At 53.0% G+C, this 15,186-nt stretch carries 10 protein-coding genes; 6 read left to right on the top strand and 4 right to left on the bottom strand.

Annotated features, from left to right (window positions below):
• Positions 1 to 68: 68 nt before the first annotated feature.
• Positions 69 to 980, bottom strand: a complete 912-nt coding sequence (gene rdgC, locus FEK50_RS02645) for a recombination-associated protein RdgC (protein ID WP_131160965.1) — start codon at positions 978 to 980, stop codon at positions 69 to 71.
• Positions 981 to 1,104: 124 nt separating this feature from the next.
• Here rdgC and mak point away from each other — a divergent pair, with 124 nt between their 5' ends.
• Positions 1,105 to 2,013 carry a fructokinase gene (gene mak, locus FEK50_RS02640; RefSeq protein ID WP_131160966.1) on the top strand — a complete coding sequence of 303 codons (909 nt, stop codon included), beginning with the start codon at positions 1,105 to 1,107 and terminating at the stop codon, positions 2,011 to 2,013.
• A gap of 138 nt (positions 2,014 to 2,151) precedes the next feature.
• Here the strand turns inward: mak and araJ are convergent, their stop codons facing one another.
• From araJ to sbcD, 3 genes are all read right to left on the bottom strand, one after another.
• A complete protein-coding gene (gene araJ / locus FEK50_RS02635) occupies positions 2,152 to 3,336 on the bottom strand; it encodes an MFS transporter AraJ (RefSeq protein WP_131160967.1) in 1,185 nt (394 codons plus the stop codon).
• Between the two features lie 125 nt (positions 3,337 to 3,461).
• Positions 3,462 to 6,605: an exonuclease subunit SbcC gene (gene sbcC / locus FEK50_RS02630; RefSeq protein WP_131160968.1), complete on the bottom strand. Its 3,144-nt coding sequence runs from the start codon at positions 6,603 to 6,605 to the stop codon at positions 3,462 to 3,464.
• Positions 6,602 to 7,804, bottom strand: coding sequence for an exonuclease subunit SbcD (gene sbcD, locus FEK50_RS02625; protein WP_131160969.1), 1,203 nt, complete (start codon positions 7,802 to 7,804; stop codon positions 6,602 to 6,604). Before sbcD ends, sbcC begins: the two co-directional genes overlap by 4 nt.
• A gap of 189 nt (positions 7,805 to 7,993) precedes the next feature.
• Between sbcD and phoB the strand changes: the two genes are divergently transcribed.
• The 5 genes from phoB to malZ all read left to right on the top strand — a co-directional run bounded on the left by phoB (position 7,994) and on the right by malZ (position 15,183).
• Complete coding sequence (phoB, locus tag FEK50_RS02620) at positions 7,994 to 8,683, top strand: phosphate response regulator transcription factor PhoB (protein WP_000113933.1); 690 nt, start codon at positions 7,994 to 7,996, stop codon at positions 8,681 to 8,683.
• Positions 8,684 to 8,740: 57 nt separating this feature from the next.
• Positions 8,741 to 10,036: a phosphate regulon sensor histidine kinase PhoR gene (gene phoR / locus FEK50_RS02615; protein ID WP_131160970.1), complete on the top strand. Its 1,296-nt coding sequence runs from the start codon at positions 8,741 to 8,743 to the stop codon at positions 10,034 to 10,036.
• A gap of 405 nt (positions 10,037 to 10,441) precedes the next feature.
• Positions 10,442 to 11,761, top strand: coding sequence for a branched-chain amino acid transporter carrier protein BrnQ (brnQ, locus tag FEK50_RS02610; protein ID WP_130206217.1), 1,320 nt, complete (start codon positions 10,442 to 10,444; stop codon positions 11,759 to 11,761).
• A gap of 76 nt (positions 11,762 to 11,837) precedes the next feature.
• Positions 11,838 to 13,211, top strand: coding sequence for a proline-specific permease ProY (gene proY / locus FEK50_RS02605; protein WP_130206219.1), 1,374 nt, complete (start codon positions 11,838 to 11,840; stop codon positions 13,209 to 13,211).
• Between the two features lie 154 nt (positions 13,212 to 13,365).
• On the top strand, positions 13,366 to 15,183 hold the full coding sequence (gene malZ, locus FEK50_RS02600) for a maltodextrin glucosidase (RefSeq protein ID WP_131160971.1): 1,818 nt from the start codon (positions 13,366 to 13,368) through the stop codon (positions 15,181 to 15,183).
• The last annotated feature ends 3 nt before the right edge of the window (positions 15,184 to 15,186 follow it).

Raw genomic sequence — 15,186 nt, 5'->3', positions numbered from 1 at the left:
GGCATGGCTTCGTACGCCGGATAAGACGCACCGAGGCGTCGCATCCGGCATTGAAGGCAAACCAGCTATTAACGTTGCGCTTCGCCGCCCAATCCTTCGATCAGGTTTTGAATTAACGCTGCCAGTTCGCCGGTCATCAGGATGAAATCGGCGTCAAAGCGTTGGGCAAAATCTTCGCGGTCGATATCTTCGTTTTGATCGCGCAGCTCGTCGCAGAACTTCAGGCGCTTGAGCGAACCATCGTCGCACATCACAAACTGAACGCGTTGCTGCCAGTCGAGCGCCAGTTTAGTCACCACTTTTCCGGCTTCAATGTGATTGGTGATCTCTTCGCTGGTCAGATCTTGTTTCTTCGCGCGGATCACGCCGCCATCTTCCAGCAGCGATTTCAGCTCGGCTTCATCAAGCAGCTGGAAGCCCTGTGCCGCGCTGCCGGAGCGTACCCATTCGGTCAGCGTCAGTTCAATCGGGTTTTCCATGCTCAATGGCACAACCGGTAACGACCCCAGGCTTTTACGCAGCAGTGCCAGCGTATCTTCCGCTTTTTTGGCGCTGGCGCAGTCCACTATGATCAAACCGTTCACCGTGTCGATCCACATCATGGTTTGGCTGAAACGGCTGAAGGCGCGAGGCAGCAGAGAGTGCAACACTTCATCTTTCAGCGAATCTTTTTCGGTTTTCTTCAGCTTACGCGCCTGTTCCGCTTCCAGTTTGGCGATTTTCGCTTCCAGCGCCTGTTTAATCACCGGAGACGGGAGGATTTTTTCTTCTTTGCGCGCGCAGATAACAATTTGACCATTGGCAACGTGCGTTAACGCATCGCTGTGTGATCCCATCGGAGGAACCCAGCCCATCTTCGCCATATCCTGGCTGCCGCATGGGGTAAATGCCATCGAGGCTAGCTGTTTTTCCATCTCTTCTGCACGCAGCGAAATCTCGCGGCTAAGACGGTAAACCATTAAATTTTTGAACCACAGCATGATAATTTCCACGGCCTTGTCGTTAAATTTAGCGGGCATGATAACGAATTGTCGGCAGCCTTGCATTGCCAATCCGGTTGTCCGTCTCTACGCTATTGATATTGAAAAAAATAAGGAGAGTACCGTGCGTATAGGTATCGATTTAGGCGGCACCAAAACTGAAGTGATTGCACTGGGCGATGCAGGGGAGCAGTTGTACCGTCATCGTCTGCCCACGCCGCGTGATGATTACCGCCAGACCATAGAAACGATCGCCGCGTTGGTAGAGATGGCAGAGCAGGCGACAGGGCAGCGTGGAACAGTGGGGATGGGGATCCCAGGCTCGATTTCACCCTATACCGGAGTGGTGAAAAATGCCAATTCAACCTGGCTTAACGGTCAGCCATTCGATAAAGACTTAAGCGCGCGGTTGCAGCGGGAAGTGCGGCTGGCAAATGACGCCAACTGTCTGGCGGTTTCGGAAGCGGTAGATGGCGCGGCAGCGGGAGCGCAGACGGTATTTGCTGTGATTATCGGCACGGGATGCGGCGCGGGCGTGGCATTCAATGGGCGGGCGCATATCGGCGGCAATGGCACGGCAGGCGAGTGGGGACACAATCCGCTACCGTGGATGGACGAAGACGAACTGCGTTATCGCGAGGAAGTCCCTTGTTATTGCGGTAAACAAGGCTGTATTGAAACCTTTATTTCGGGTACCGGATTTGCCACAGATTATCGTCGTTTAAGCGGACATGCACTGAAAGGCAGTGAAATTATTCGTCTCGTTGAAGAAAGCGATCCGGTTGCCGAGTTGGCATTGCGTCGCTATGAGCTACGACTGGCGAAGTCGCTGGCGCATGTGGTGAATATTCTCGACCCGGATGTGATTGTCCTGGGCGGAGGGATGAGCAATGTTGACCGTTTATATCAAACAGTTCCACCGCTGATTAAACAATTTGTCTTCGGTGGAGAATGTGAAACGCCGGTACGTAAGGCGAAACATGGTGATTCGAGCGGCGTACGCGGCGCCGCATGGTTATGGCCACAAGAGTAAAAAAAAACAGGCAATTGGTGCATCATGCCTGATGCGACGCTTGTCGCGTCTTATCAGGCGTACAAAATAAGCAGCCGTAGGCCGGATAAGGCGCTCGCGCCGCATCCGGCAACAAGTAACGTGCACTGTGACTGCAACCTACCCCAGTGGTTTCGCCAGCACCGGACTCTCCGCTACTTGCTGGCGCTTATAGCGACCATACAGCAGCAATGAGGACATCGCAGCAAACGAGAGCAAGGCGGCAGGCAACGCCACGTAATTATACGCCAGCCCCAGCGTCAGCATCATCCCGCCGCAATAAGCACCCACGGCGCTACCGAGGTTAAACGCTATTTGCCCACCCGCGGCACCTAATAACTCCCCACCTTTGGCATTTTGCAGTAACAATATTTGCAGCGGTGCTGAAAGGGCAAATAATCCCGCGCAACAAATAAAAGCAAAAATAAGCGACGTTGTTTTCATGCCGCCGAAGAAAAAGAGCATCAACAGTGCCAGTACAATAATAAAGTCAGTCACTGCCGCAATGCGTAGCGGCGAGTAACGTCCGGAAATCCGGCCACTTAGCATATTCCCCAGCACCATCCCCAGTCCGACCAGCATCATAATGAAGGTCATCGCCGTTTCCGAAAAACCGGAAATAAACATCATGTAAGGTTTAACGTAACTAAACCAGGCAAACACACCTGCGTTGCCAAACATCGTGGCGGCAAAAATTAACCACGGGGCCGGGCTGCGCAAAAAGTGAAATTGTTCGCGCAGCTTTCCTTTCACCTCGTCGCGAATATCCGGTACCCAAAAATAGACCGATGCCATCACCGCAATATTAAAAACAGCGATCAATAAAAAGGTGTAGCGCCAGCTAAATTCCTGACTTAAATACGTCCCCAGCGGAATGCCCAGCAGATTGGCGACCGTCATCCCGGAAACCATACCCGCCACGGCGGCGGTGACTTTGCCGGGTTGGATAATTTTCGATAACACGATCGCCCCGACGCCAAAAAATGCGCCATGCGGAAAACCGGAAACCAGGCGGCCAATGGCGAGCATCAGGTAAGACGAAGAGAGAGTAAACATGGCGTTGCCAATGACGCACAACGCCACCAGAAACAACAAGATATGTTTGAGTGAGTAGCGACTGGAAAAAAGCGCGATTATCGGCGCACCGACCACCACCCCCAGCGCATAATACGAAATCATATGCCCGGCGGCTGGAATCGAAATTCCCACATTATGCGCCAGCTCCGTGAGCACCCCCATAATGCCAAATTCAGCCATCCCCAGGCCAAATGTGCCGAGTGCCAAAGATAAAATAACTTTTTTCATACCACCATCACAACCAACAGAGCAGCTACGAATCACCGTAGCCAATAAAGTGATAGCTTGCAGGATAACGACCAGCCGGGCCAAGAGATAATTCGCCCCTCTGTATTCATTATCCTGCTGAATAGTTATTTCACCGCAAACGCGCTTTCCAGTTTACTGTAGCCCAGTCCGTTGATCTTCTTCACTTTAATCTGCACCGGAATACGCTCTTTCATCGCTTCAACGTGGCTAATCACCCCGATGGTTTTACCACTGGCGTTCAGGGCATCCAGTGCGTCAAGGGCGGTATCCAGCGTTTCGCTATCCAGCGTGCCGAAACCTTCATCGAGGAACAGCGAGTCAATACGCGTTTTATGGCTGACCAGATCCGAAAGCGCCAGCGCCAGAGCCAGGCTCACGAGGAAACTTTCGCCGCCGGAAAGCGTACGGGTATCGCGTACCGCATCTGCCTGCCAGGTATCGACAACTTCGACCTCCAGCGCCTCGCTGGCTTTACGCTGTAACAGGTAGCGACCGTGCAGCCGGGTAAGTTGCTGGTTAGCCAGATGGACCAGATTGTCCAGCGTCAGCCCCTGAGCGAATTTACGGAATTTATCGCCCTCTTTGGAGCCAATCAGCGAATTAAGATATCCCCAGTCCTCAACCTGCTGCGTCGTCTGTGCAATTTGCTGCATTAAGGTTTGTTGTTGCTGACGGTTGTCTGCATCCTGCTTCAGCTGCTGGCGAATTTCCCCCTGGCGAGTGGTGTTTTCACGCAACTTTTGGTGAGTTTGCGCTAACTCTTGCTGAATCTGTTCCACCGTCACCGTGAGATCCAGTCCGCCAGGTCGGTGTTGCTGATGCTGTGCCAGTGTTTCAGCTGTCTGAGTGGCCAGCGCTTGTGCCTGACGACGCTGGTTTTCCAGATTCTGTTTCAGCTGTTCCAGCTGAGTTAGCGTCTGCTCATCCATTAACGCCGCAAGAAATGCCTGCTGATCGTCAAAAATGCTGTCCTGTAGCGCGGTGTCAAACTGCGCCTGAACTTTTTGCAGACTTTGTGCTGCCAGAACCTCCTGTTGCTGCAACGTTTGCTGCTGGCTTTGCAACGCGAGGCATTGTTCGTGAACTTGCCGCCAGTTTTCCAGCGCCACAGTTTCTTCGCTGTGCGGGAGTTCATCATTTTGCGGCAACGTTTCCAGAATCGGCGTCAGCTGCTGAATACGGTTTTGCAGCGCGGTTAATTCGTTCTGGCGTTGCTGCCAGCTCTGCGCTTCTTGCTGACGTGTCGCCAACCAGCTCTCTTCTTCATCTTCCTGTGGCAATGTCAGTGCATAACCCGCCAATGCTGTTAAGAGTTGCTGCTGGCGTTGTTCAATTTGCTGTTGATACTGGATAATTTGCTGATTATGCGCGGCAATCTGACCTTGTAATTCATACCGTTGGCTGAGTAACCGCAGCTGGCGTTCGTGCTCATCTTGTGCATCTAGCCACGGTTGAATATCGTCCTGTGGCTGCAAGGTGATATTGAGGCTGGCCGTGACGGCTTGCCATTGTTGAGTAAGTGCTTGCTCATCTTGCCGGAGGCTTTGCGCTTCGTTTTCATCACGCTGAAGCTGCTTCGTTAATGCATCCAGTTGCCCGCGCAGCGCCGCGCCTTCTTCGCCGAGCTTTTTCACTTCGTTTTCCAGCGTTAATAGCCGGGCCTGATTAACGCCAGGCTCCAGCGCCTGATACGCCTCGACCGCCGGGTGGCTGGTGGAACCACAAAGTGGGCAGGGCTGACCCGCCTGTAACTGTGCACGTTGAGCTTCCAGCGTTTTGATGCGCGCTTCCTGCTCGCAAATGGTTTTCACATCGGCAAGTTGTTGCGTTTTTTCTTTATAACGCTGGCGCATTTCGTTAAGTGCGGCGTTACGTTGCGTCTGTTCCAGAGTGACATACTGGATAGCGACCTGTAACTGCGCCAGACGTTTTTGTTGGGGAACAATCTGCCCATGCAGCGCAACCAGGCGTTGACGCAGTGGGCGTTGCTCAGCATATTGCGCCTGGGCGCTAGCAACTTCATCGGCGGTTAACGTCAACGTGATCGCCGCAAGCGCATTAAGTTTTTGCTCAGAATGGGTTAACTGTTGCTGCCATTGCCGCAGATGCTCGCGATCGCTGGTTTGTTGGGAGAACTGCGCACGCCAACCTGCCAGTTCGTTGTTCCACTGACGGAAGCGATCGTGTTCCTGTAACCAGGCATTCAGGCTTTGTTGCTGCTGCTGTAATTCTGCTGACTGCTTCGCCGCGTGGTAGCGAATGCTCGCGCGAAGCGCCATTGTGCTCTGTAAGCGAGTATTTACTTCTTCAATCTGCTGGCGAGTATGCGCCAGCGCCGCGCTGTGTTCTGCGATGCGTTCCCAGTGCGGACGAAGATTTCGTGCCGGTTGCGCCAGACTGAGGGCCGCCAGTTGCGGTTGTGCTTTTTCTTCCTCGGCTAACGCCTGTTGCAGTGCCTGCTGACGGCGACTGGCTTCCTGCTGCAACTCGTCCTTACGCGTTAACCAGTTAAGTGATTGTTGTTCTTGCTGCTGCGCAGTGAGTAACCGTTTCTCTTCGTCAGTGAGTACCTGCAAACTATCTGTAAGCGATTGCAGCTGTTCTGGCGCTAATAATGCAACGCCGCTGGCCTGCGCTTGCAGTTTCTCCAGCTCAGTACGGGCCGATTTATGCTGTTCAAAAACCATCGCCGAGATTTGCCCGTAGATTTCGGTGCCGGTTAACTCCTCGAGCAATTCCGCGCGTTCTTTTGGTTTGGCATTCAGGAAGGCAGCAAATTGCCCTTGTGAAAGCAGCATCGAACGGGTGAAGCGCCCGTAATCAAGCCCGGTTAACGTCGCCGTCAGTTCCAGCTTATCTTTCACTTTGTCGGCGAGAATTTTGCCGTCTGCGCAGCGCGCCAGCTCTACGCGTGGCACCTGCAAATTACCGTCCGGCTGGTTACGCGCCCGATTCTGGCTCCAGAACGCGCGATACGCTTCACCTTTCACTTCAAATTCCACTTCCGCCAGACATTCGGCGGTATCGCGGGTCATGAGATCATTTTGTGATTGCGAAACGTTAGAGAGGCGCGGGGTTTCGTGATACAGCGCCAGGCAAATGGCATCGAGTAGGGTCGTTTTTCCCGCACCTGTTGGGCCGGTAATGGCAAACAGCCCGTTGCTGGCGAACGGCTCGCGGGTGAAATCAATCTTCCATTCGCCTTTTAATGAGTTCAGGTTTTTCAGGCGCAGGCTGAGAATTTTCATGCTTCGTGTTCTCCGGCGAGGGTCTGCAACGTCGTGGCGAAAAGATTCTGTAGACGTTGCTGCTGCGATTCATCCAGTTCTTCCTGTGCCAGACGGCGATTGAACACCTCTTCGACGCTGAGTTCGCTGAGGGTTTCACGCTGTTGGCTGGCTAACACACGCTCGCGCTGTTCACGACTCCGGCGTACCAGCAATACTTCGACAGGTAATGATTCGGTTAATGCCTGGATTTTGCGCTGAATATCATGCAGATACTCATCGGTAGTGATTTCGATATCCAGCCAGACAGGTGGCTCTTGTGATACATCGCGCCACTGTTCCAGCTGTTCGGTAATCGACGCCAGATCGCCTTTCAGCACCGCCATGGGTTGCGTTACCGGTACGTTCAGATTTTCCACGCTCTCTAATTTGCCGTTTGAAAATGTCACCAGATGGACATATTTACTCTTACCGCATTCATCAAAACTCAGTGGAATGGGGGAGCCGCAATAGCGAACATGTTCCATGCCGCCAATAATCTGCGCGCGGTGAATATGCCCGAGCGCGATGTAGTCGGCTGGCGGAAAGTTTTGTGCCGGAAACGCGTCCAGCGTGCCAATATAGATGTCACGCACGGCGTCACTTTTACTGGCGCCCACGGTCGTTAAATGTCCCGTGGCGATGATGGGCAGAGGCTGATCGCCGCGCAGCTTGCAGGCATCGGCATAGTGTTGTTGATAATAATCAGTAATAGCTGCCAGCAAATGCTGCTGTTTTTCAATACCGTTAAGTCCCGCCTGGCTGGTAATAATGTCACGCGGGCGTAAAAAAGGAATGGGGCACAGCACTGCGCCTGGCGTCCCGTCGCGACGAGGCAAGATTTGCGGCGCATGTCCGGCGCTGGCGACCACGGTAGTATTGAGGAACGCCATGATATCGCGCGATTCATTCAGCGTGGCGACCGAATCATGGTTTCCCGCCAGTACCACCAGATGACAGCCAGTTTGCTGTAAATTGACAACAAAACGGTTGTATAACGTGCGGGCGTAACTGGGCGGTGAGCCGGTATCGAAAACATCACCGGCAACAATAATCGCATCCACCTGATGGGTTTGTGCTGTCTCCAGCAGCCAGTCAAGAAAAGCCTGATGCTCAGCTTCGCGGCTTTTACTGTAGAAGTTCTGGCCGAGATGCCAGTCTGAAGTGTGAAGGATGCGCATAACGGTTCCCTGGCGAAAAAGCATGGGCGCGATTATACCCAAACAGATGTGCCATTTGCTTTTTTCTGCGCCACGGAAATCAATAACCTGAAGATATGTGCGACGAGCTTTTCATAAATCTGTCATAAATCTGACGCATAATGACGTCGCATTAATGATCGCAATCTATTTATTACAACAGGGCAAATCATGGCGAGACGTATTCTGGTCGTAGAAGATGAAGCTCCAATTCGCGAAATGGTCTGCTTCGTGCTCGAGCAAAATGGCTTCCAGCCGGTCGAAGCGGAAGATTATGACAGTGCTGTGAACCAACTGAATGAACCCTGGCCGGATTTAATTCTCCTCGACTGGATGTTACCCGGCGGCTCCGGTATCCAGTTCATCAAACATCTCAAGCGTGAGTCGATGACCCGTGATATTCCGGTTGTGATGTTGACCGCCAGAGGGGAAGAAGAAGATCGCGTGCGCGGCCTTGAAACCGGTGCGGATGACTATATCACCAAGCCGTTTTCGCCGAAGGAGCTGGTGGCGCGAATCAAAGCGGTAATGCGCCGTATATCGCCGATGGCGGTGGAAGAGGTGATTGAGATGCAGGGGCTAAGTCTCGACCCGACATCTCACCGGGTGATGGCGGGCGAAGAACCGCTGGAGATGGGGCCGACTGAATTTAAACTGCTGCACTTTTTTATGACGCATCCCGAGCGCGTGTACAGTCGCGAGCAACTGTTAAACCACGTCTGGGGAACCAACGTATATGTAGAAGACCGCACGGTCGATGTCCACATTCGCCGCCTGCGTAAAGCACTGGAACCCGGCGGGCATGACCGCATGGTGCAGACCGTGCGCGGTACAGGATATCGTTTTTCAACCCGCTTTTAACGCCTTGCTCATCGGACGCAGAGCAGGGCTTATGATTTCTTAACTGGAGTATCTTACGTGCTGGAACGGCTGTCGTGGAAAAGGCTGGTGCTGGAGCTGCTACTTTGCTGCCTCCCGGCTTTCATCCTGGGTGCATTTTTTGGTTACCTGCCCTGGTTTTTGCTGGCATCGGTAACAGGACTGCTTATCTGGCATTTCTGGAATTTATTGCGCCTTTCATGGTGGCTGTGGGTGGATCGCAGTATGACCCCGCCACCGGGGCGTGGTAGCTGGGAACCGCTGCTGTACGGTTTACACCAGATGCAACTGCGTAATAAAAAACGCCGCCGCGAGCTGGGTAATCTTATCAAACGCTTTCGTAGCGGCGCGGAGTCGCTACCCGATGCGGTGGTGCTGACCACGGAAGAGGGCGGTATTTTCTGGTGTAACGGTCTGGCGCAACAAATTCTTGGTCTGCGCTGGCCGGAAGATAACGGGCAGAACATCCTTAACCTGCTGCGTTATCCGGAGTTTACGCAATATCTGAAAACGCGTGATTTTTCTCGCCCGCTCAATCTGGTGCTCAACACCGGGCGGCATCTGGAAATTCGTGTCATGCCTTATACCCATAAACAGTTGCTGATGGTGGCGCGAGATGTCACGCAAATGCATCAACTGGAAGGGGCGCGACGCAACTTTTTTGCCAACGTAAGCCATGAGTTACGCACGCCATTGACCGTGTTACAGGGTTACCTGGAGATGATGGATGAGCAGCCGCTGGAAGGCGCGGTACGCGAAAAAGCGTTGCACACCATGCGTGAGCAGACTCAGCGGATGGAAGGGCTGGTGAAGCAGTTACTGACCTTGTCGAAAATTGAAGCCGCGCCGACGCAGTTGCTGAATGAGAAGGTTGATGTGCCGATGATGCTGCGCGTCGTTGAGCGTGAAGCTCAGACGCTGAGCCAGCAAAAACAGACATTTACCTTTGAGATTGATAACGGCCTCAAAGTGTCTGGCAGCGAAGACCAGTTACGCAGTGCGATTTCGAATCTGGTCTATAACGCCGTGAATCATACGCCGGAAGGTACGCATATCACCGTACGCTGGCAGCGAGTGCCGCACGGTGCCGAATTTAGTGTTGAAGATAATGGACCGGGCATCGCACCGGAGCATATTCCGCGCCTGACCGAGCGTTTTTATCGCGTTGATAAAGCGCGTTCCCGACAAACTGGCGGTAGCGGGTTGGGGTTAGCGATCGTGAAGCATGCGGTAAATCATCATGAAAGCCGGCTCAGTATTGAAAGTACGGTGGGCAAAGGTACGCGTTTCAGTTTTGTTCTGCCGGAACGTTTAATTGCCAAAAATAGCGATTAATCCGCCTTTGTCATTTTTTGTTGCCATAAGCCAGCCGATGCTGGCTTTTTTTCTTTGCAGTCAAAAAACGGGCGCTGAATTTTACAATGTATGGTGATTTTTTGTTCGCATGATAAGCCATATCTTTTTCACGGAAATAGTGTTTTATACTGGTTTGTGATTTCTTATCGTTATATCCCTCTGGTTTTTAGATCCCTCCTTGCTTTAAAACGTTATAAGCGTTTAAATTGCGCTTCAGGTGCTGTCATACTGACTGCATTCACGCGGTAAATCGAAAAACTATTCTTCGCCGCGCCTGGTTGGGAGTATTTCCCGCTAAAATTGTTTAAATATACCGCTGTATCATCCCCAGGGATTGGCACAAAATTTAACGTTACAACACCACATCCACAGGCAGTATGATTTATGACCCATCAGTTAAGATCGCGCGATATCATCGCTCTGGGCTTTATGACATTTGCGTTGTTCGTTGGCGCAGGTAACATTATTTTCCCTCCTATGGTCGGCTTGCAGGCAGGCGAACACGTCTGGACTGCGGCATTCGGCTTCCTCATTACTGCCGTTGGTCTGCCGGTATTAACGGTAGTGGCGCTGGCGAAAGTTGGCGGCGGCGTTGACAGTCTGAGCACACCAATCGGTAAAGTCGCAGGCGTGCTGTTGGCAACAGTCTGCTACCTGGCGGTAGGGCCGCTGTTTGCAACACCGCGTACGGCAACAGTCTCCTTTGAAGTGGGCATTGCGCCGCTGACGGGTGACTCCGCACTGCCGCTGTTTATCTACAGCCTGGTCTATTTCGCTATCGTTATTCTGGTTTCGCTCTATCCGGGCAAGCTGCTGGATACCGTGGGCAACTTCCTTGCGCCGCTGAAAATTATCGCGCTGGTCATCCTGTCTGTTGCTGCGATTGTCTGGCCTGCGGGTTCTATCAGCACGGCAACTGAGGCTTATCAAAACGCTGCGTTTTCTAACGGCTTCGTTAACGGCTATCTGACCATGGATACGCTGGGCGCGATGGTGTTTGGTATCGTTATTGTTAACGCGGCGCGTTCTCGCGGCGTTACTGAAGCGCGTCTGCTGACCCGTTATACCGTCTGGGCTGGCCTGATGGCGGGTGTTGGTCTGACTCTGCTGTACCTGGCGCTGTTCCGTCTGGGTTCAGACAGCGCGTCGCTGGTTGATCAATCCGCGAACGGTGCCGCTATTCTGCATGCTTACGTTCAGCACACCTTTGGCGGCGGCGGTAGCTTCCTGCTGGCGGCGTTAATCTTCATCGCTTGTCTGGTAACGGCGGTTGGCCTGACCTGCGCTTGTGCGGAATTCTTCGCTCAATACATCCCGCTCTCATACCGTACGCTGGTGTTTATCCTCGGCGGCTTCTCGATGGTGGTCTCTAATCTGGGCTTAAGCCAGCTGATTCAGATCTCTGTACCGGTGCTGACTGCCATTTATCCGCCGTGTATCGCACTGGTTGTATTAAGTTTTACACGCTCATGGTGGCATAATTCGTCCCGCGTGATTGCTCCGCCGATGTTTATCAGCCTGCTTTTTGGTATTCTCGACGGGATCAAAGCATCTGCATTCAGCGATATTTTACCGTCCTGGGCGCAGCGTTTACCGCTGGCCGAACAAGGTCTGGCGTGGTTAATGCCAACGGTGGTGATGGTGGTTCTGGCCATTATCTGGGATCGCGCAGCAGGTCGTCAGGTGACCTCCAGCGCCCACTAAATCACTGTAAATTTGTTTTAACCACGGGGCTGCGATGCCCCGTGGTTTTTTTATTGTGTTGATGGGTTAGGAATTGATGGAAAGTAAGAACAAGCTAAAGCGTGGGCTAAGTACCCGACACATACGCTTTATGGCACTGGGTTCAGCAATTGGCACCGGGTTGTTTTACGGTTCGGCGGACGCCATCAAAATGGCCGGACCGAGCGTGTTGTTGGCCTATATTATCGGTGGTGTCGCGGCATATATCATTATGCGTGCGCTGGGAGAAATGTCGGTACATAACCCGGCCGCCAGCTCTTTCTCGCGTTATGCGCAAGAAAACCTTGGCCCGCTGGCAGGTTATATCACCGGCTGGACCTACTGCTTTGAAATCCTTATTGTCGCCATCGCCGATGTGACCGCTTTCGGTATCTATATGGGCGTCTGGTTCCCGACGGTGCCGCACTGGATATGGGTGTTGAGCGTGGTGCTGATTATCTGCGCCATTAACCTGATGAGCGTGAAAGTCTTTGGTGAGCTGGAGTTCTGGTTCTCGTTCTTTAAAGTCGCCACCATTATCATCATGATCGTTGCTGGTTTCGGTATCATCATTTGGGGGATTGGCAACGGCGGGCAACCGACCGGTATCCATAACCTGTGGAGCAACGGCGGCTTCTTCAGTAACGGCTGGCTTGGCATGGTGATGTCGTTGCAAATGGTGATGTTTGCCTACGGTGGTATTGAAATTATTGGTATTACCGCCGGTGAAGCGAAAGAGCCGGAGAAGTCTATTCCGCGCGCGATTAACTCAGTGCCGATGCGTATTCTGGTGTTCTATGTTGGTACGCTGTTCGTCATTATGTCTATCTATCCGTGGAATCAGGTTGGTACTGCTGGTAGCCCGTTCGTGCTGACGTTCCAGCATTTGGGGATTACCTTTGCCGCCAGCATTCTTAACTTCGTTGTGCTGACAGCCTCTTTGTCGGCAATTAACAGCGACGTGTTTGGCGTAGGCCGTATGTTGCACGGCATGGCAGAGCAGGGCAGTGCGCCGAAAATTTTCAGCAAAACGTCGCGTCGCGGTATTCCGTGGGTCACGGTGCTGGTCATGACTACCGCGCTGCTGTTTGCGGTGTATCTGAACTACATCATGCCGGAAAACGTCTTCCTGGTGATTGCCTCGCTGGCGACCTTCGCTACCGTGTGGGTGTGGATTATGATCCTGCTGTCGCAGATTGCCTTCCGTCGCCGCCTGCCGCCAGAAGAAGTTAAAGCGCTGAAATTTAAAGTTCCTGGCGGGGTGGCAACGACCATCACTGGGCTGGTTTTCCTGCTCTTTATCATCGGACTGATTGGTTATCACCCTGAAACGCGTATCTCTCTGTACGTTGGTTTTGCGTGGATTGTGGTGCTGTTGATTGGCTGGATGTTTAAACGCCGCCACGATCGCCAGTTGGCAGAAAACCACTAATTCCTGCCTTTTGTCGCCGGATCAGGAGCAAAACCTGATCCGGCTATTCCGAAAATTATCCGCCCCCGTTCTCCTCCCCCAAATATCCTTCAGATGATGAGTGATCCTGCATTAGGCTATGGCAAGGTGAACACATTTTCATCACAGGGGAATTATGATGTTAAATGCATGGCACCTGCCGGTGCCCCCATTTGTTAAACAAAGCAAAGATCAACTGCTCATTACACTGTGGCTGACGGGCGAAGAGCCGCCACAGCGCATTATGTTGCGCATGGAAAACGATAACGAAGAAACATCAATACCGATGCATAAACAGCGCAGCCAGCCGCAGCCAGGCGTGACGGCGTGGCGGGGAGCGCTCTCTCTCGCCACCGGGCAACCACGGCGGCGCTACAGTTTCAAATTGCTGTGGCACGATCGCCAGCGTTGGTTTACGCCGCAAGGTTTCAGCCCAATACCACCAGCACGGCTGGAACAGTTTGCCGTCGATGTGCCAGATATCGGGCCACAATGGGCGGCGGATCAGATTTTTTATCAGATCTTCCCGGATCGTTTTGCCCGGAGTCTGCCTCGTAATGCCGATCAGGATCATGTCTATTATCATCACGCCGCCGGGCGGAAAATCATATTACGTGACTGGGATGAACCGGTCACGGCACAGGCGGGCGGATCAACGTTCTATGGCGGCGATCTGGACGGGATAAGCGAAAAACTGCCGTACCTGAAAAAACTCGGCGTGACGGCGCTGTATCTTAATCCGGTGTTTAGAGCACCCAGCGTGCACAAATACGATACCGAAGATTATCGCCACGTCGATCCGCAGTTTGGCGGCGACGGGGCGTTGCTGCGTTTGAGACACAACACGCAGCAGCAAGGAATGCGCCTGATGCTGGACGGCGTGTTTAACCACAGTGGCGATTCTCATGCCTGGTTTGACAGGCACAATCGCGGGACGGGCGGCGCTTGCCATAACCCCGAATCGCCCTGGCGCGACTGGTACTCGTTTCGCGATGACGGCACGGCGCTCGATTGGCTGGGCTATGCCAGCCTGCCAAAACTGGATTATCAGTCGGAAAGTCTGGTGAATGAAATTTATCGCGGTGAAGACAGCATTGTCCGTCACTGGCTGAAAGCGCCGTGGAATATGGACGGCTGGCGGCTGGATGTGGTGCATATGCTGGGGGAAGCAGGCGGGGCGCGCAATAATTTGCAGCATGTCGCTGGCATCACTGAGGCGGCGAAAGAAACCCAGCCAGAAGCGTACATTGTCGGTGAATATTTTGGCGATGCGCGGCAATGGTTACAGGCCGATGTGGAAGATGCATCGATGAACTATCGGGGCTTTACTTTTCCGCTGTGGGGCTTTCTCGCTAATACCGATGTCTCTTACGATCCGCAGCAGATTGACGCTCAAATCTGTATAACCTGGATGGACAATTACCGTGCCGGGCTTTCTCATCAACAGCAACTGCGTATGTTTAACCAGCTCGATAGTCACGATACCGCGCGATTTAAAACGTTACTCGGACGGGATGTTGCGCGTCTGCCACTGGCGGTCGTCTGGCTGTTCACCTGGCCTGGCGTGCCGTGTATTTATTATGGCGATGAAGTGGGGCTGGACGGCAATAACGATCCATTTTGTCGTAAACCGTTTCCCTGGGACCCGGAAAAACAAGATACGGAGCTATTCGCGCTGTACCAGCGAATGATTGCGCTGCGTAAGAAGAGCCTGGCATTGCGTCGTGGCGGCTGTCAGGTGTTGTATGCGGAAGATAACGTGGTGGTGTTTGTGCGTGTGCTCAATCAGCAGCGTGTGCTAGTGGCAATCAACCGTGGTGAAGCGTGTGAAGTGGTGCTACCCGCATCGCCGTTGCTTAATGTCGCGCAATGGCAATGCAAAGAAGGGAACGGACAACGGGTCGATGAGATCCTGACGTTGCCCGCGATATCAGCCACGGTGTGGATGAATTAATAC

Origin of the sequence: Escherichia sp. E2586 (genome assembly GCF_005781105.1) — a bacterium.
Classification (GTDB): Bacteria; Pseudomonadota; Gammaproteobacteria; order Enterobacterales; family Enterobacteriaceae; genus Escherichia.
The sequence above is the reverse complement of the archived record's forward strand: the minus strand, read 5'-3'. Positions and strand labels throughout refer to the sequence as shown.